Below are 18000 nucleotides of genomic sequence, written 5' to 3' on the forward strand. Positions count from 1 at the left end.
TCAGACCTCTTCCCTCATCAGCCGCAGGTGGACCACCGAGAACACCGCCCCCACCAACAGCAACAGCAGCGCCACCGCCGTCCCGTAGCCGATCAGCGACTTGTTGAACGCCTGGTCGTACATGAAGACCGGCAGCGTCTGGCTGCGGTTTCCGGGCCCGCCGCGCGTCATGGCCCAGATGAGGCCGAAGACGGACAGCGTCTGGAGCGTGTTGAGCATGAGGTTCGTGCCGATGGACCGGCGGATCATCGGCAGGGTGATATGCCAGAAGCGCCCCAGACCACCGGCGCCGTCGACCTCCGCCGCCTCGGTGATCTCCTTGGGGATCTCGGAGAGCGCGGCGGAGTAGACGAGCATGGAGAAGGCCGTACCGCGCCAGACGTTGGCGAAGGAGACGGCGAGGATCGGCAGGGTGTAGAGCCAGTTCTGGGACGGCAGACCGAGCCGGTCCAGCAGCTCGTTGAGCGTGCCCTCGCGGCGGAAGAAGGCGTACAGCAGGAAGCCCGCGACGATCTCGGGGACGACCCAGGCCGCGATGACGATCGAGCCGGTGAGCGTACGCACCGGCTTGGAGGCGCGTTGCATCAGGGCGGCCAGGGCCAGACCCAGGGTGTTCTGGCCGACCAGGGAGGACACAAACGTAAAGACGAGGGTGAGAACGACCGCGTTGCGGAAGTCGTCGTCCCCGAAGGCGCGCCGGAAGTTGTCGAGGCCGACGAAGTCCGTGGTGGACGCGCCGGTCAGTTGCATATTGGTGAAGGCGATATAGACGCAGTAGCCGATCGGCCCGCCGAGGAAGAGCAACAAGAGCACCGTGGCGGGGGCGAGGGGGAGCCAGCGCAGGGGGCGGCGGCGACGCCCCGGGCGCACGGGGGCAGTGGGCGGCGCCGCCGCCACCTTGGTCGCGGTGGTCATCAGCCCGTGGCGCCGGAGGCGATGGACTTCAGCCGGCTGTCATACGCCTTGGCGGCGCCGCTCGGCGAGGAGTCACCCGTGGTCGCCGCCTCCATGGCCTCGCCGATGGCGGTGGAGACCTGGGGGTAGAGGGGGGTGGCCGGGCGGTAGTGGGTGTAGTTCACCAGGCCGGTGAAGAAGGTGATGCCGGGCATCGAGGAGGCGTACTCCGGGTCCTTCGCCACGTCCTTGCGGACCGCGATCTGGGCATCGACGATGCACCACCTGACCGCGTTGTCCTTGGTCTGGAGCTGCTCGATGAACTTCCAGGCGAGGTCCGCGTTCTTGGACTTGGCGCTGATGGCCCACGTCCAGCCGCCGGACATGCTGACCTTGCCGGGTGCCTGGCCGTGCTGGGTGGGCATCGCGGCCTGGCCGAGCGTCTTCGACCACTCCGGCCACGGCTTGCCGCCGGTCTTCAGCCAGTTCTGACCGAGCCAGGAGCCGTCGAGGGCGATGGCGAGCTTGCCCTCGGGCAGCCATTCACTGAAGACCGTGGTGCCGACGTTGGGGTCGAGGGCGTCGGAGATGTCGGGGCCCAGCTTCTCGGAGTAGACGGTCTTGAGGAAGGTCAGGGCGTCCCGGAAGCCCTTGCCGCCGGTGACCCACTTCTTCGTCTTGGGGTCGTGGAGCGGATGCGCGTCCGCGCCGCCCGTGCCGTACAGCAGCATCTCGAAGCTCTGCATGACCGACGTCTCGCCCGGGGCCTTGCCGGTGTAGAGGTTGAGCGGGGTGACGCCGGGGACCTTCTTCTTGATCGTTCGGGCGGCTTCGAGGATGTCGTTCCAGTTCTTCGGCGCCCAGTCGGCGGGGAGCCCGGCCTTGGCGAAGATCTTCTTGTTGAACCACAGGCCACGGGTGTCGGTGCCGTCCGGCACCCCGTAGGTCTTGCCGTCCTCGGCCTTGGCCGCGGTCTTCGCCGTGTCGACGAACTGGTCCCAGCTCTTCCACTTGGCCAGATAGTCGTCGAGGGGGCGCAGATAGCCCGCCTTGATATCGGAGTTGATCCGGAAGGTGTCCTCGTAGACCAGGTCGGGCGCGGTCTTGGGGGACCGCATCATCTGCTGGACCTTGGTGGCGTAGTCGTTGTCCTGCGCCTGGATCGGGATCAGCTTGATCTTCTTGCCGGGGTTCGCCTTTTCGAACTGCTTCTTCACCGCGGCGAGATGGTTGTCCTTGAAGCGGATCTTGTTGTCGGTGCTGCGGTTGTAGGCGACCTTGACGGTGTCCGGGTCGCTTCCCGAGCCGCCGCCGCAGGCGGTGAGGCCCATGGTGGCGGTGAGGGTGGCGGCGGCGAGGATCAGTGGGGTGGTGGGGCGCACGGGCACGACCTCCTTGCTGGCCTCTGAGGGCTGCGGGCTGACCGTAAGGTCGGCTTCACCGCAAGGTCAATCCCCGTGACCGGCAAGCCATTTGATCGAACGCCGGTCCGGTCGCGGGGGCTCAGCCGGTGCAGCCCGCGAGCACCTCGGTGAAGTCGTACGTGCCCTGGTGATGCCGCCGCAGGCGTCCGCGTCCGTACCGGAGCCGCACTTCCGGTCGCGGTTGAGCGACCAGAAGCTGACCCGGGCGAGATGGTGGTTCTTCGCGTACGTGATCATGGACTTGAAGTGGGATGGGAAAGCTTCCTCACAGCATTGCTAGTGGTCGCCCTCGTGCTCGCTGAGCCAGCGGTAGAAGAGCTCGGGGCGGCCGATCTGCCCGTAGTGCGGGGAGCGTGCCGCCCGTCCCGCGTCCACCAGATGCTCCAGATAACGGCGCGCGGTGATCCGGGAGATGCCGACCGTCTCGGCCGTCGCCGCGGCCGAGATCCCCTCCCCGGCGCCGCGCAGCACCTCGGTGACCGCGTGCAGGGTGGCCTGGGTCAGCCCCTTCGGCATCGCGGCCGGCTGCGGCGCGCGCAACGCGGCCAGCGCGCGGTCCACCTCGTCCTGTCCGCTGGCCTCGCCGGCGGTCGCCCGGAACTCGGCGTACCGCAGGAGCCGGTCCCGGAGGGTGGAGAAGGTGAACGGCTTCAGTACGTACTGCACGACCCCGAGCGAGACGCCGTCCCGCACCATGGCGAGATCCCGGGCCGAGGTGACCGCGATCACGTCCGCCCCGTGCCCGGCCGCGCGCAGCGCTCGGACCAGCTGCAGGCCGTGGCCGTCGGGGAGATAGAGGTCCAGCAGCAGTAGATCGGCGGGCGTCCGCTCCAGCCGCCGCTGGGCATCGCCGCCCGTGCGTGCCGTCCCGACGACGGCGAACCCGGGGACGCGCTCGACGTACATCTGATGCGCGTCCGCCGCGACGGGGTCGTCCTCGACGACGAGAACCCGGATCGGCGCCGGTTTCGCCGGTCTCGCCTGCGTCGGGCTCATGGGGCGGATTCCTCTCGGGCAGGGGTCGCGGCTGGAGGGGCGTGGGGGGTGGGACGCCCGCGCGCCGGGTTGGTGGGCGTGCGGAAAGCTCGGGGCTCTAATTTACGGAGGGTAACTGCCGCTGGCCAGGGCCGGGCGCTGCCGATTCGTGTGCGGGCGCTGCGCCCGTCGGGCTGGACCGGGTGCGGCAACTCATGGGGTGGGGGCCGCCGAGGGCAAGGGGAGGCGGACGGTGAATTCGGCGCCGCCCTCCTGGGACGTGGTGACCTCCACCGTGCCCGCGTTGCGGCGGGCGGCCTGCTGGACCAGGGCCAGGCCCAGGCCGCGCCCCGGCGACTTGGTGCTCCAGCCGCGGCGGAAGGCCTCCTCGGCCGCCGCCGGGTCGAGACCGGCCCCGGTGTCCGCGACGCGCAGCGTCAGCTCGCCGCCGTCCGCGCGGGCGGTGACCGTGACGCGGGCGCTGCGCGGAGCCGTACCGCTGCCCACGCCCTCGGCCGCGGCGTCCGTCGCGTTGTCGATGAGGTTGCCGAGGATGGTCACCAGATCGCGGGCGGGCAGACCGGGCGGCAGGAGACCGTCGTCGATCCGGCTGTCGGGGGCGAGGACGAGCTCGACGCCGCGTTCATTGGCCTGGGCCGCCTTGCCGAGCAGCAGCGCGGCCAGCACCGGTTCGGCGACGGCCGCCACCACCTGGTCGGTGAGCGCCTGGGCCAGCTCCAGCTCGGCCGTCGCGAAGTCGACCGCCTCGTCCTCCCGGCCCAGCTCGATCAGCGAGACGACGGCGTGCAGCCGGTTGGCGGCCTCATGGGCCTGGGAGCGCAGCGCCTCGGCGAAGCCGCGTACCGAGTCCAGCTCGCCGGAGAGCGCCTGGAGCTCGGTGTGGTCGCGGAGCGTGACGACCGTGCCGCGCTGTTCACCGCTGCTGACCGGCGAGGTGTTGACGACCACGACCCGCTCCGCGGTCAGATGCAGCTCGTCGACGCGCGGCTCGGTGGCCAGCAGGGCGCCGGTCAGCGGTGCGGGCAGGCCCAGCTCGGCGACGTACCGGCCGACCGAGTCCTCGGGCAGGCCGAGCAGCTCCCGGCCGCCGTCGTTGATCAGCGCGATCCGCCGTCGGCCGTCGAGCATCAGCAGCCCCTCGCGCACGCCGTGCAGCGCGGCCTCGTGGTAGTCGTGCATCCGGCTCAGCTCGGAGGCGTTCATCCCGTGCGTATGGCGGCGCAGCCGGGCGTTGATGACATACGCGGCCACGCCGCCGACCGCGAGCGCGCCGAGCGCGACGCCGAGCAGGGCGAGCAGCTGGCGGCGCACCTGGGCGCTGATGGTGTCCACCGTGATGCCCGCGCTGACCAGCGCGGTGATCCGGCCGCCCGCCCGCGGATCGTGCACGGGGGCGACGACGCGCACCGAGGCGCCCAGGGTCCCGGTGTAGGTCTCGGAGAAGATCCGGCCGCGCAGCGCGGGCCGGATGTGGCCGAGGTATTTCTCGCCGATCTGGTCCGGGTCGCGGTGGGCCCAGCGGATACCGCGGGTATTCATGATCGTGACAAAGGTGACGCCGGTGTCGCGGCGCACCTTCTCCGCGTACGGCTGGAGCCGGGCGCTGGGGTCGTCGGACCGTACGGCCTCGGCGACCGCCGGGGAGTCGGCGACGGCGGCCGCGGCGGCCGTCGCCTGGCGGCGTGCGGCGACCTCCGCCTGGCTCCGGTCGGTCACGTAGGCGAAGACGGCGCATCCGGCCACCAGAGCCGCGACCAGCACGACCTGCATCGCGAAGAGCTGGCCGGCCAGGCTCCGGGGGTGGGGGACGCGCATGCCCATCAGTCTGCACACGCATCTTTGGATGAACGAAATGAACGGAAGGGTGACCCCCGTCACAGGGTGGGGCATAGTCGCCGGGACCGTTCAAGGCGGTGTGCGAGCCGCACACAGTACAGCGCCAGGACAGTTGGACGGCAGATGAAGAAGGGGGCAGCACCGTGGCTGCGCAGACCTCGCCGCCCGCATCGGGGCGTCACGAGCCCGAGCGGGCGAACAAGGCAAGGATTCACTACCTCTACCTCGCCGTGATCGGCGCGGTGGTGCTCGGCATCATCGTGGGGTTCGCCGCCCCCGGGGTGGCGGTGGAGCTGAAGCCCATCGGTACCGGCTTTGTGAATCTGATCAAGATGTTGATCTCGCCGATCATCTTCTGCACGATCGTGCTCGGCATCGGTTCCGTACGGAAGGCCGCCAAGGTCGGCGCGGTCGGCGGTCTCGCGCTCGGCTACTTCATGGTGATGTCGACCGTGGCCCTCGCCATCGGCCTGGTCGTCGGCAACATACTGGAGCCCGGCAGCGGCCTCCATATGAGCCATGAGGCGGCCCAGGCCGGGCAGAGCCAGGTCGAGGGCGGCAGCGAGTCCCTGCCGGACTTCCTGCTCGGCATGATTCCCACCACCCTCGTCTCCGCCTTCACCGGCGGTGAGGTGCTGCAGACGCTGCTGATAGCCCTGCTCGTGGGCTTCGCCCTGCAGGCGATGGGCAAGGCGGGCGAGCCGGTGCTGCGCGGCGTGGGCCACATCCAGCAGCTGGTCTTCAAGCTGCTGTCGATGGTCATGTGGGCCGCGCCGGTGGGTGCCTTCGGCGCGATCGCCGCGGTGGTCGGCGAGACCGGTCTGGACGCGCTCAAGGCGCTCGCGGTCATCATGATCGGCTTCTATGTCACCTGTGCGCTGTTCGTGATCGTCGTCCTCGGCACGATCCTGCGGCTGGTCGCGGGCGTGAATCTGTTCCTGCTGCTGAAGTATCTGGCGCGGGAGTTCCTGCTGATCCTGTCGACCTCGTCGTCCGAGTCGGCGCTGCCGCTGCTGATCGCCAAGATGGAGCACGCGGGCGTCAGCAGGCCGGTCGTCGGCATCACCGTGCCGACCGGCTACTCCTTCAACTTGGACGGCACCGCGATCTACCTGACCATGTCCTCGCTGTTCATCGCCGAGGCGATGGGCAACCCGCTCTCGATCGGCCAGCAGATATCCCTGCTCGTCTTCATGATCGTGGCCTCGAAGGGCGCGGCCGGTGTGACCGGCGCGGGCATGGCGACCCTGGCCGGCGGCCTCCAGTCGCACCGCCCGGAACTGGTGGACGGCGTCGGCCTCATCGTCGGCATCGACCGCTTCATGAGCGAGGCCCGCGCGCTGACCAACTTCGCGGGCAACGCGGTCGCCACCGTCCTGGTCGGCACCTGGACCAAGGAGATCGACAAGGAGCGCATGCAGGAGGTCCTCGCGGGCCGGCTCCCGTTCGACAGCGAGGCCTTCGCCCGCGGCGGCGACGGCCACGGCGCTCACGGCGAGGCGATCCCGGGCCATGAGGCCGACGAGGGCAAGACCCTCCCCGAGCAGCGCGACGGCGACACGGCGAAGAAGCACGTCCCCGCCTGACGCCTCACGCGCGACCGCGGCCCTGCCCTCCTGAATCGGGGCAGGGCCGCAGGTGCGTGCAAGTGGGTGTCGATCGGCGCCCCGCGTCCTCCCCCCGTTGGAAGCCGCGAGACGCCCGCAAAGGGAGCCCCGTCAGCGCTCGCCGTCCGCCGCGAGGCGCAGTTGCTCCGGGAGCGCCGTCCACTCGGGGCCGTCGTGCTGGGGTTTGAGCCAGGCGAGGTTGGAGCCGGTGTCGACATAGGCGACACGGCCGATGGCCTCGCGCTCGGTGTCGTAGACGAGATCGCCTGTCCGAGGTGCGCCGCGGATCCGTCCAGCTGTGGTCATGAGCCGCCCTTTCGGCATCGCACCGCCCAGCCGCCCCCCTTCACGGTCGGGAAGAGGGTCCCCGGGAGCGGACGCTTCCCGCCCGGCCGCCGTGGCGGACCGGGGTGAGTTTCCGGTGCCCGTGGGACCCTCGATGACCGTAGGGTGCTACATACCGCTGATGTCCCGCTGATGCCTCGCTGACCTGGCCCTGTGGGCAGGCCGCGATGGTCGTCGCAGTGAATCTGCCGCCGGGGACCGGGCCGGGGCCTGCCACAGCCGGCAGCAGGCCCTGACCCGCTTCGACACCCTCGGCCACCCGGACGCCCACCGCGTCCGCACCGAACTGGGCCGGCTCGGCGTCAGCCAGGCCTAAGCCGGCCGCAGCCAGATCGTGGCGAGCGGGGGGAGGACCGGGAGGATGCTGGCGGGGCGGCCGTGCCGGCCCGTGGGCTCGGACTTCAGCGGTTCCGGGTTGACGACGCCGCTGCCTCCGTAGCGCCGGTCGTCGGTGTTCAGCACCTCGCGCCACTCCGGCACGGCGTCCGGCACCCCGATCCGGTACTCATGCCGGACCACCGGGGAGAAGTTGCTGATGGCCAGCAGCGGTGTGCCCGCGGCGTCGAAGCGGAGGAAGGCGAAGACATTGTCCTCGTAGCCGTCGCCCTCGACCCAGGCGAAGCCCTCCGGGTCGGTGTCGCGCTGCCACAGGGAGGGCGTGGCGGCGTACACCCGGTTGAGGTCGCGGACCAGGTCGCGGACGCCGCGGTGGTCGGCCTCGGCGGAGTACGAGGGGTCCAGCAGCCACCAGTCGGGGCCGTGGGCCTCCGACCACTCCGCGCCCTGCGCGAACTCCTGGCCCATGAACAGCAGTTGCTTGCCCGGGTGGGCCCACATGAAGCCGAGGTAGGCGCGGTGGTCGGCGCGCTGCTGCCACCAGTCGCCGGGCATCTTCGAGACGAGGGCGCCCTTGCCGTGCACCACCTCGTCATGCGAGATCGGCAGCACATAGTTCTCGCTGTACGCGTACACCATCGAGAAGGTCATCTCATGGTGGTGGTACGTGCGGTGCACCGGCTCGTGCGCGACATAGGCCAGCGAGTCGTGCATCCACCCCATGTTCCACTTCAGCCCGAAGCCGAGGCCGCCGAAGCCGCTCGGGCCGACATGGTGGGTCGCGCGGGTGACGCCGTCCCAGGCGGTGGACTCCTCGGCGATGGTGACCACGCCGGGGCAGCGGCGGTAGACGGTGGCGTTCATCTCCTGGAGGAAGGCGACGGCGTCCAGGTTCTCCCGCCCGCCGTGCGCGTTGGGCGTCCACTGGCCGGGCTCGCGGGAGTAGTCGAGATACAGCATGGAGGCGACGGCGTCGACCCGCAGACCGTCGATATGGAACTCCTGGCACCAGTAGACGGCGTTGGCGACCAGGAAGTTACGGACCTCGGTGCGGCCGTAGTCGAATTCGAGCGTGCCCCAGTCCGGATGCGCGGCCCGCGCCGGGTCGGCCGGTTCGTACAGCGGGCGGCCGTCGAACTCGGCCAGCGCCCAGTCGTCCTTGGGGAAGTGCGCGGGCACCCAGTCCACGAGGACGCCGATGTCCGCCCGGTGCAACGCGTCGACCAGGTACTTGAAGTCGTCGGGGGTGCCCAGGCGGGCGGTGGGCGCGTAGAAACCGGTGACCTGGTAGCCCCAGGAGCCGCCGAAGGGGTGCTCGGCCACCGGCATCAGCTCGACATGGGTGAAACCGAGGTCCTTGACGTAGGCGGGGAGCTGCTCGGCGAGCTGCCGGTAGGTCAGGCCCGGCCGCCACGACGGCAGGTGGACCTCGTACACCGAGAACGGGGACTCATGGACGCGCAGGCCCTCCCGGCGCGCCATCCAGGCGTCGTCGCGCCAGCGGTGGTGCGAGGAGTGGACGACGGAGGCGGTGGCGGGCGGGCATTCGGTGCGCCGCGCCATCGGGTCGGCGCGCAGGGTGTGGGTGCCGTCGGGGCGGGTGATCTCGAACTTGTAGAGCGCGCCCTCGCCGACCCCCGGCATGAACAGCTCCCAGATGCCGCTGCCGCCGAGCGAGCGCATCGGGAAGGCGGCGCCGTCCCAGTAGGTGAAGTCGCCGGTGACGCGCACCCCGCGCGCGTCGGGCGCCCAGACGGTGAACCGGGTCCCGGCCACGCCGTGGTGCGTCATTGGGAGCGCGCCGAGCGCCCGCCACAGCTCCTCGTGGCGGCCCTCGCCGATGAGGTGCAGATCGAGTTGGCCGAGGGCGGGCAGGAAGCGGTACGGGTCGTGCACCTCCAGTTCGGTGTCGTCGTACGCCACGAGCAGCTGGTAGTCGGGGATCTCCTGGAGCGGCAGCACGCCGGAGAAGAGCCCGTCGCCGTCGGCGTGCAGCCGTGCGCGCAGCCCGGCGGCGGTGACCGTCACGGAGCGGGCGTACGGGCGCAGCGCCCGGAAGAGGACGCCGCGGCGGACGGGGTGGGCGCCGAGCAGGGCGTGCGGATCGTGGTGCGCGCCGGCGAGCAGCCGCTGCCGCTCCTCGTCGCCGAGCGCGGGCGCGGCGCGCACCCGCCGGTCGGCGTACGCATCGGCCTCCGGCCGCTGGGCGGCCCGTGCCGTGGGCCGCCCGGCGACCGGCGGCCGGGCCGGGGCGCCGCTCTCGGCTCCGGGCCCCGCCTCGGCGGCCCGGTCCGGGGCGTTGGTCCCCTCGTCCCGGCCCTCTTCCGGGCGCGGCGCGCGGGGCCGGGGGGCGGAGCCGTAGGACACGCGCGCGTCGGGGCCGGGGGACTCCTGGCCGGGCGCGGGTTTGACGCCCGCCGACTCGGCGGACGCGGGATCCTCGCGGGGGGACGAGCCGGCCTCTGCCGCGGAGGCGTCCGCCGGGCCCGGTCGGTCCGGGCGCGGGTGTCCGGCTGTCGGGGTGTCCGGCGTCCGTGACCGACCGGCCCCGGCGTCGGCGGATGCGGGATCCTCGCGGGGGGACGAGCCGGCCTCTGCCGCGGAGGCGTCCGCCGGGCCCGGTCGGTCCGGGCGCGGGTGTCCGGCTGTCGGGGTGTCCGGCGTCCGTGACCCGGCCCCGGCATCGGCGGACGGCTCGGCACGGGGGTGTTCCGGTCGTGCGGGCGGCGGGGAACCCGGGCCCGCCTCCTGGGCCGGTGCCGCGGCGGGGCCCGCGGCCCGGCGCGCCCGGTCGGGGGCGGGTGGGACACCCTCGCCCGCCTCCCGGGCCGGTGCGGCGGCGGGGGCCGCCTCGGTGCGCGGCCGGGCGCGGTCGGGGAGGAACGTGCGAGGGACCGCCGGGCCGGTCCTGGCACCGGTGGCGGCGGGACCGCGCCCCGGGTCCTCGTCGGACGGGTACTGGCTGGAGGGCGGGCGTGCGGTCACGGGGTGGTCCTCCCGGAGGTGTCGGGGGCGTCGGAGGGAACGTCGGTCATGCGCGGGCGCCGGCGAGGCGGCGGATCGCGGTCATGGGGACGGACAGCCAGTCGGGTCGGTGGCGCGCCTCGTAGAGGACCTCGTAGACGGCCTTGTCGGTCTCGTGGGCGCGCAGCAGCTCCGGCTCGGCGCGCGGATCGGTGCCGGACGCGTCCGCGTAGCCCGCGCAGTAGGCGGCGCGGGTGTGGCCGGCCCACTCCTGGGGGTCCTCGTGCTCCCCTACGGCCGCCGCGTAGTCGAAGGACCTGAGCATGCCCGCGATATCGCGCACCGGCGGCTGCGGGCGGCGGCGCTCGGCGAGCGGACGCGACGGCTCGCCCTCGAAGTCGATCAGCGACCACCGCCCCTCACCCCCGGAGTCGGTCGTCAGCAGCGCCTGCCCCAGATGCAGATCGCCGTGGATGCGCTGGGCCGCCCAGGTGCGGCCCGCGCGCCCGAGCGCGGCGAGGTCCTCGTAGGCGCCGTGCAGCGCGGCGCGGTACGGCTGGAGCGCGGGCACCGCGGCGGCGGCCGAGTCGAGCCGTTCGCTCATGGCGGCCGCGAGGTGTTCGATCTGCGGCCGCCGTAGTACGGAGGTGGGCAGCGCGCAGGCCATCGCGAGATGCACCTCGGCGGTGGCGTGGCCGAGCGCTCGGGCGGCGTCGGTGAAGTCGGCCCGTACGTCCAGGGCGTCCAGGGCGAGCCGCCAGCCGTCGGTGGAACCGGTGAGGAAGGGCTGCAGCACACCCAGCGTGAAGGGCTCGGGCGGAGGCCCCGCGCCCTCGACGGGCGGTTCGGCCTCGAACCAGGCGGCGGGCGCGGGCACCCGGGTGCAGCTGGTGTGGGCGAGCGCGAGCGGAAGTTCGAGGTCGGGGTTGGTGCCGGGGCTGACCCGGCGGAAGAGCTTGAGAATAAACGTATCGCCATAGACCACCGAGGAGTTGGACTGCTCGGCGGTCATCAGCCGGGGCACCAGCACGGAGGGGATGACGGTGGACGGCTCGCGGACGAACCGCAGCGGCCCGAGCCGGCCCGGCACCCGCAGCCGCTCCAGCAGGAGCCCGGCGAGACGGGGGTCGAACAGGGCCTCGTACACGGTGCGCCCGTCCAGCGGCCCGCCGCTCGGGCGGCCGACGAGCGCGTGCGCGAGCGGCGGCGGCAGGGCGGAGCGCACCCCGAGGAGGATCTGATAGCAGTCGCTGGCCGCCGCACCGCGCCGGTGCCCGCAGCCGAAACCGTGCCGGTGGCCGGGCGGCTCCGGCTGCTGGGCGCGGATGAGCAGATGGAGCAGTCCGGGCGTGGCGCCGCCCGCCGCGCACGGCAGCAGCTCGGTCGCTGAGACGAGCGCGAAGCCGTTGACGGGGCGGCCCTTGCCCGCGAACCAGCGCTGCCGGGGCAGCCACTCGGCGAGCAGCGGCGCGAGCGAGGTGAGCAGCCCGGCTGAGCCCGCGTCACCCGACGCGGCGGCGCGGACGGCGGGTGACAGGGGCTCGGCCCGTGGTGCAGCGGTCGGCGGGTGGTGTGCCCCCCGGGAGAATGAAGCTTCCGGCATGGCGTCGCGTCCTTTCCCCGGGCACACGACCGATCAGGGCAAAGTGTCCCGGATTGCGGCATTGACTGTGCGACGGTGCGGGACGTGTCGGGCGAGGATCGTCCGTACGGCGAGTACGGAGTACGCGATCGGCGCTCCGCCTGCGGCGGTAGTAGACAAGTGCCCATGACGGGGGGTCGAAAACGCCCGTACGCGCCCGATGTGGACGCGTACGGACGAGGGGCCGTAACAGCGGGCCGAAATCGGCCGCTCAGTCGGCCCAGTGCCCCGCGGCCTCGTTGCGCCGCAGCCGGAACCAGTAGAAACCGTGCCCGGCCAGGGTCAGCAGATACGGCAGCTCACCGATGGCCGGGAAGCGGACCCCGCCGATCAGCTCGACCGGATGGCGGCCGGCGAAGGACTGCAGATCGAGCTCGGTGGGCTGGGCGAAGCGCGAGAAGTTGTGCACGCACAGCACGAGGTCGTCCTCGCCGTCCCGGGTTCCCGGGGCCTCTCGGAGGAAGGCGAGGACGGCGGGGTTGGAGGACGGCAGCTCGGTGAAGGAGCCCAGGCCGAAGGCGGGGTTCTGCTTACGGATCTCGATCATCCGGCGGGTCCAGTGGAGCAGCGAGGACGGGCTGCTCATGGACGCCTCGACATTGGTGACCTGATAGCCGTAGACCGGGTCCATGATCGTCGGCAGGAACAGCCGCCCCGGATCGCAGGAGGAGAATCCCGCGTTCCGGTCGGGGGTCCACTGCATGGGGGTACGGACGGCGTCGCGGTCACCGAGCCAGATGTTGTCGCCCATGCCGATCTCGTCGCCGTAGTACAGGATCGGCGAACCGGGCAGGGACAGCAGCAGCGCCGTGAACAGCTCGATCTGATTGCGGTCGTTGTCCAGCAGGGGCGCCAGTCGTCGGCGGATGCCGATGTTGGCGCGCATTCTCGGGTCCTTGGCGTACTCCGCGTACATGTAGTCGCGCTCTTCGTCGGTGACCATCTCCAGCGTCAGCTCGTCGTGGTTGCGCAGGAAGATGCCCCACTGACAGCCGGAGGGGATCGCGGGGGTCTTGGAGAGGATCTCCGAGACCGGATAGCGGGACTCGCGGCGCACCGCCATGAAGATGCGCGGCATGACGGGGAAGTGGAAGGCCATATGGCATTCGTCGCCGCCTGCCTCGAAGTCGCCGAAGTAGTCGACGACGTCCTCCGGCCACTGATTGGCCTCGGCCAGCAGCACGGTGTCGGGGTAGTGGGCGTCGATCTCGGCCCGGACGCGCCTGAGCATCTCATGCGTACGGGGCAGGTTCTCGCAGTCGGTGCCCTCCTCGGCGTACAGATACGGGACGGCGTCCAGCCGGAATCCGTCGATGCCCAGGTCCAGCCAGAAGCGCAGGGCGGCCAGTACCTCTTCCTGGACGGCGGGGTTCTCGAAGTTGAGATCCGGCTGATGCGAGAAGAAGCGGTGCCAGTAGTACTGCTTGCGTACCGGATCAAAGGTCCAGTTGGAGGTCTCGGTGTCGACGAAGATGATCCGCGCGTCCTGGTACTGCTTGTCGTCGTCGGCCCATACGTAGTAGTCGCCGTACGGTCCGTCCGGGTCGGTGCGGGACTCCTGGAACCACGGATGCTGGTCACTGGTGTGGTTCATGACAAAGTCAATGATGACGCGCATGCCGCGCTGATGGGCGGCGTCGACGAACTCGACGAAGTCCGCGAGGTCCCCGAACTCCGGCAGGACGGCGGTGTAGTCCGAGACGTCATAGCCGCCGTCACGCAGCGGGGAGGCGAAGAACGGCGGCAGCCACAGGCAGTCCACGCCCAGCCACTGCAGATAGTCGAGTTTGGCCGTGAGTCCCTTGAGGTCGCCGATGCCGTCGCCGTTGCTGTCCTGGAAGGAGCGGACCAGGACCTCGTAGAAGACGGCGCGCTTGAACCAGTCGGGATCGCGGTCCTTGGCGGGCGTGTCTTCGAATTTGTCCGGTACGGGCTCGTTGACGATCATGGTGTGGGTGACCCTCCGATCGGTGAGGACGGTCGCAGGGAGAGCACATGCGCGGGAGCCATTTCACGCCCTGGCTCCAGGCGCACATAGTTGTCCCTGCCCCAGTGATAGGTCTCGCCGGTGAGCTCGTCGCGCACCGGGACGGACTCGTGCCATTCGAGGCCGAGTTCCGGCATGTTCAACGAGACCCTCGCCTCCTGGGTGTGGTGGGGATCCAGGTTGACGACCGTGAGGACGCACGAATCTCCCGTGCGCTTCGAGTAGACGATGACGGAATCGTTGTCGGCGTGGTGGAATCTGAGGTTGCGCAGTCGCCGCAGGGCGGGATGGCGGCGGCGCACCCGGTTCAGCCGGGTGATCAGCGGGGTGATGGTCCGGCCGTCGCGCTCGGCCGCCGCCCAGTCGCGCGGCCGCAGCTGGTACTTCTCCGAGTTGACGTACTCCTCGCTCCCGGCGCGCAGCGGGGTGTTCTCGCACAGCTCGTATCCCGCGTAGACGCCCCAGGCGGGGGAGAGGGTGGCGGCGAGGACGGCCCGTACCTCGAAGGCGGGGCGGCCGCCCCGCTGGAGGTAGGCGTGCAGGATGTCGGGGGTGTTCACAAAGAAGTTGGGTCGCATCCAGGCGGCCGCGTCCCCGGACAGCTCGGTCAGATAGTCGGTGAGCTCCCGCTTGTCGTTGCGCCAGGTGAAGTACGTGTACGACTGCTGGAAGCCGATCGCGCCGAGGGTGTTCATCATCGCGGGGCGGGTGAACGCCTCGGCGAGGAAGATGACATCGGGATCGGTCCGGATGATGTCCCCGATCACTTTCTCCCAGAAGACCACGGGCTTGGTGTGCGGATTGTCGACGCGGAAGATCCGTACGCCGTGCGCCATCCAGAAGCGCAGCACCCGCTCGGTCTCGCGGACGAGCCCGGTGAAGTCCGCGTCGAAGGCGATCGGATAGATGTCCTGGTACTTCTTGGGCGGGTTCTCCGCGTACGCGATCGTGCCGTCGGCCCGCTGATGGAACCACTCGGGGTGCTTGGCCACCCAGGGGTGGTCCGGTGAGCACTGGAGCGCGAAGTCCAGCGCGACCTCCATGCGCAGCTCGCGCGCCCGCGCGACGAAGTGGCCGAAGTCGTCCAGGGTGCCGAGGTCGGGGTGGATCGCGTCATGGCCGCCGTCGGCCGAGCCGATCGCCCAGGGGCAGCCGACGTCGTAGGGGCCCGCGGACAGCGTGTTGTTGGGACCCTTGCGGAACGCGGTGCCGATGGGGTGGATCGGCGGCAGATAGACGACGTCGAAGCCCGCGGCGGCGACGGCGGGCAGCCGCTCCGCGGCGGTGCGCAGCGTGCCGCTGACCGGCCGCCGCCCCTCGGCGACCTTGGCGCCCTCGGAGCGCGGGAAGAGCTCGTACCAGGAGCCGAACAGCGCGCGCTCCCGGTCGACCTGGAGCGGCATCGGGCGCGAGGAGGTGACCAGTTCGCGCAGCGGATGGCGGTCGAGGGCGGCGGTGACATCGGGGGCGAGGGCGGCGGCGAGCCGGTCGGCCACCGGGCGCCGCTCGTCCCGCAGCCCGTCGACGGCCCGCAGCACCGCCTCCCGGCCGTCGTTCTTGGGCACGCCGGCCGCGGCTCGCTCATGCAGCCGGGCGCCCTCCTCCAGGACCAGATCGGTGTCGATCCCGGCCGGGATCTTGATCCGTGCGTGGTGGCGCCAGGTGGAGACCGGATCGCTCCATGCCTCGACCGTGTACGACCAGCGGCCGGGTGCACCGGGGGTGACCGAGGCACCCCAGCGGTCGGTGCCGGGCGCGAGCTCGCGCATCGGGGTCCAGGGGCCGGACCGGCCGGCCGGATCGCGGAGGATGACATTGGCGTTGACCGCGTCGTGACCCTCCCGGAACACGGTGGCACTGACCTCGAAGGTCTCGTCCACCACCGCCTTGGCGGGGCGGCGGCCGCAGTCGATCAGCGGGCGGATATCCAGAATGGGAATGCGACCGATCATAGGATCACCTGACGGCGTTGCGGGCTGATGTGCTTCGGCGGCTTTTGTCCCTTTGTATCGGTCTGCCGCCGGGCGACGGGTTGCGGGCATGACAGCTCCTGTCCGCGTTCACTCTGGTGGGCGGATGGGGTCGGCCATGGGGGGCGCGTCTGGGAAGCCTTCCCCTGCGCCACCGGGGAACAATCCGGGTTCCCGGTAACTACCGGTTCGTAACGCCGGGTACATGGAGCGGCCCCGCCCGTAGGCGGGGCCGTCCAGTCATAGCGTCATACCAGTACGTCAGTTGGCCACCCGCAGCAGACGGTTCGGCGAGCCGAAGCCCGCGCCCCGCACCCGGCCCTTGGCCGCCTCCGCCGTCAGCGCCGCGCTCACCTGGTCCGCGCCGGCCGAACGGTGATCGGCGAGATAGAGCGCGGCGGCGCCCGCGACATGCGGCGCCGCCATCGAGGTGCCCGACAGCGTCCTGACCGCCGTGTCGCTCGTGTTCGAGGCCGAGACGATCCGGTCGCCGGGCGCGAACAGATCAATGGCCGGGCCCCAGTTGGAGAAGTCGGAGCGCCGGTCGGCACGGTCGGTCGAGCCGACCGTGATCGCCTCCCGCACCCGGCCCGGTGAGAAGGAGCCCGCGGGCAGGTTCTCATTGCCCGCCGCGACGGTGAAGGTGAGCCCCGAGGCGATCCCGGTCCGTACCGCCGCGTCCCATTCGGGCACCGGTGTCGCGACCGCGGTCCCCAGGCTCAGATTGACGACGGCGGGCCTTCTGGCGTGCTTCAGCACCCAGTCGAGACCGGCGAGCACCTGGGCGCTGGTGCCCTCACCCCGGTCGTCCAGCACCCGTACGGCCACGATGCCGGCCTTCTTCGCCACGCCGTACCGCGTACCCGCCGCGGTGGCGGCCACATGGGTGCCATGGCCGTTGCCGTCCTCGGCGACCGGATCGTCGTCGACGAAGTCCCAGCCGGAGCGGGCCCGGCCGCCGAAGTCCTGGTGGGTGGTGCGGACACCGGAGTCGATGACGTAGATCGTGGTCCCCCGGCCGGCGCTCGCCGGCGCGGTGTACGCGTCGTCCAGCGGGCGGTCCGGCTGGTCGATCCGGTCCAGGCCCCAGGACGGCGGACGGGACTGGGCGCGCCGCAGCGACACCTCCGCGTCCCGGGTGACCGAGGCGACGCCGGGATCGGCGGCGAGCCGCCGGGCCTGCGCCTCGTCCGCCCGTACCGCATAGCCGTTCAGCGCCGTGCTGTAGGTGCGGCGAATGCTCGCCCCGTACTTCTCGACGAGTTCCCTGCCCGGTCCGGACGAGGCCGCGGGCGCCCCCGCCCCCCGCTTCAGCGTGACGATATAGCCGCCGTCCACCGCCGTGGCCGCGCCCCGGACCCGCCCTTCGGCGGGGGCGGCCTGCGGGGGAGTGGCCTGTGCGGGCAGCGCGGCCGCGAGGAGTGCCGCCGCGGCGGCGGCCAGAGCCCCGGCCGTGCGGCGGCGGCCCGCCTTTCTGAATGCCATGGATCGATTCCCCTCCCCAACTCGACGGCGACAGCCTCTCGTGAGGGAAAAGATCCGAACAAGGGCGCATCAGGGGGTGGAACCGGCCATATCGGCGGCGCGGATTCCGGGCGGGGTTGCGGTGGTTATCGGCCGTTCTCGTGGAGGCGGTCGTGAAGGCGGTCGTGAAGGCGGCGGTCCGGGGTGGCGGGGGTCGGGTTGAGCCCCGAGGCGAGCAGCCGCAGCGCCGCCTCGGACGGGGAGTCGGGCTCGGCGCTGTGTGTCCATACCGATCAGTGTCCGGTACGGGGTGCCTGTCCCTGTGAGGAGCTTGTTGGACGGCCAGGTGGCGGCCGAGACGGCGGAGAGGGACAGACCGGTGGTCGGGGCGCCGACCGTCAGGGCGGCGGCGCCGAGGCCGCCGGCGATCGCCCGGCGCCGCGCGGTCCGGCGCCTGGTGAGCTGTTCAGCCATGTCAAGGCTCCTTGTGTGCGGGGGAGTGGAAGCGGGGGGTGTCGCCGTGCGGTCGTCGCCT

Annotated in this window: 11 protein-coding genes; 1 reads left to right on the forward strand and 10 read right to left on the reverse strand. The window is 71.4% G+C overall.

What is annotated here, in order from left to right:
* The 4 genes from ABZS71_RS01840 to ABZS71_RS01855 form a co-directional block, all read right to left on the reverse strand.
* Complete coding sequence (locus ABZS71_RS01840) at positions 1–915, reverse strand: sugar ABC transporter permease (RefSeq protein ID WP_356206660.1); 915 nt, start codon at positions 913–915, stop codon at positions 1–3.
* Positions 915–2276 carry an ABC transporter substrate-binding protein gene (locus ABZS71_RS01845; RefSeq protein ID WP_356206663.1) on the reverse strand — a complete coding sequence of 454 codons (1362 nt, stop codon included), beginning with the start codon at positions 2274–2276 and terminating at the stop codon, positions 915–917. Before ABZS71_RS01845 ends, ABZS71_RS01840 begins: the two co-directional genes overlap by 1 nt.
* A gap of 318 nt (positions 2277–2594) precedes the next feature.
* Positions 2595–3314 carry a response regulator gene (locus ABZS71_RS01850; RefSeq protein WP_355846717.1) on the reverse strand — a complete coding sequence of 240 codons (720 nt, stop codon included), beginning with the start codon at positions 3312–3314 and terminating at the stop codon, positions 2595–2597.
* Between the two features lie 192 nt (positions 3315–3506).
* Positions 3507–5129: a sensor histidine kinase gene (locus ABZS71_RS01855; RefSeq protein ID WP_356206665.1), complete on the reverse strand. Its 1623-nt coding sequence runs from the start codon at positions 5127–5129 to the stop codon at positions 3507–3509.
* A gap of 230 nt (positions 5130–5359) precedes the next feature.
* On the opposite strand from ABZS71_RS01855, the gene ABZS71_RS01860 reads away from it, so the two are divergent.
* Positions 5360–6736, forward strand: coding sequence for a cation:dicarboxylase symporter family transporter (locus tag ABZS71_RS01860; protein ID WP_356206859.1), 1377 nt, complete (start codon positions 5360–5362; stop codon positions 6734–6736).
* A 132-nt stretch (positions 6737–6868) separates the two neighbouring features.
* Here the strand turns inward: ABZS71_RS01860 and ABZS71_RS01865 are convergent, their stop codons facing one another.
* The 6 genes from ABZS71_RS01865 to ABZS71_RS01890 form a co-directional block, all read right to left on the reverse strand.
* Positions 6869–7063, reverse strand: a complete 195-nt coding sequence (locus ABZS71_RS01865) for a hypothetical protein (protein ID WP_356206667.1) — start codon at positions 7061–7063, stop codon at positions 6869–6871.
* A gap of 351 nt (positions 7064–7414) precedes the next feature.
* Positions 7415–9607 carry a 1,4-alpha-glucan branching enzyme gene (glgB, locus tag ABZS71_RS01870; RefSeq protein WP_356206861.1) on the reverse strand — a complete coding sequence of 731 codons (2193 nt, stop codon included), beginning with the start codon at positions 9605–9607 and terminating at the stop codon, positions 7415–7417.
* Between the two features lie 862 nt (positions 9608–10469).
* A complete protein-coding gene (locus ABZS71_RS01875; protein WP_356206669.1) occupies positions 10470–12005 on the reverse strand; it encodes a maltokinase in 1536 nt (511 codons plus the stop codon).
* A gap of 250 nt (positions 12006–12255) precedes the next feature.
* Entirely contained in the window at positions 12256–13992 is a 1737-nt protein-coding gene (treS, locus tag ABZS71_RS01880) for a maltose alpha-D-glucosyltransferase (protein WP_356206671.1), read from the reverse strand.
* Positions 13989–15983 carry an alpha-1,4-glucan--maltose-1-phosphate maltosyltransferase gene (locus ABZS71_RS01885; RefSeq protein ID WP_356206673.1) on the reverse strand — a complete coding sequence of 665 codons (1995 nt, stop codon included), beginning with the start codon at positions 15981–15983 and terminating at the stop codon, positions 13989–13991. The genes treS and ABZS71_RS01885 overlap by 4 nt, the downstream gene beginning before the upstream one ends.
* A gap of 279 nt (positions 15984–16262) precedes the next feature.
* Positions 16263–17486: a S8 family peptidase gene (locus ABZS71_RS01890; RefSeq protein ID WP_355846743.1), complete on the reverse strand. Its 1224-nt coding sequence runs from the start codon at positions 17484–17486 to the stop codon at positions 16263–16265.
* Between the last annotated feature and the right edge of the window lie 514 nt (positions 17487–18000).

Origin of the sequence: Streptomyces sp. NPDC005393 (assembly GCF_040606675.1) — a bacterium.
GTDB lineage: Bacteria > Actinomycetota > Actinomycetes > Streptomycetales > Streptomycetaceae > Streptomyces.

Bases quoted from the DNA above. Each gene is read 5' to 3' on its own strand.
- ABZS71_RS01840 (WP_356206660.1), bottom strand. From the start codon at position 915: ATGACCACCGCGACCAAGGTGGCGGCGGCGCCGCCCACTGCCCCCGTG.
- ABZS71_RS01850 (WP_355846717.1), bottom strand. From the start codon at position 3,314: ATGAGCCCGACGCAGGCGAGACCGGCGAAACCGGCGCCGATCCGGGTT.
- ABZS71_RS01855 (WP_356206665.1), bottom strand. From the start codon at position 5,129: ATGCGCGTCCCCCACCCCCGGAGCCTGGCCGGCCAGCTCTTCGCGATG.
- ABZS71_RS01865 (WP_356206667.1), bottom strand. From the start codon at position 7,063: ATGACCACAGCTGGACGGATCCGCGGCGCACCTCGGACAGGCGATCTC.
- ABZS71_RS01875 (WP_356206669.1), bottom strand. From the start codon at position 12,005: ATGCCGGAAGCTTCATTCTCCCGGGGGGCACACCACCCGCCGACCGCT.
- treS (WP_356206671.1), bottom strand. From the start codon at position 13,992: ATGATCGTCAACGAGCCCGTACCGGACAAATTCGAAGACACGCCCGCC.
- ABZS71_RS01885 (WP_356206673.1), bottom strand. From the start codon at position 15,983: ATGATCGGTCGCATTCCCATTCTGGATATCCGCCCGCTGATCGACTGC.
- ABZS71_RS01890 (WP_355846743.1), bottom strand. From the start codon at position 17,486: ATGGCATTCAGAAAGGCGGGCCGCCGCCGCACGGCCGGGGCTCTGGCC.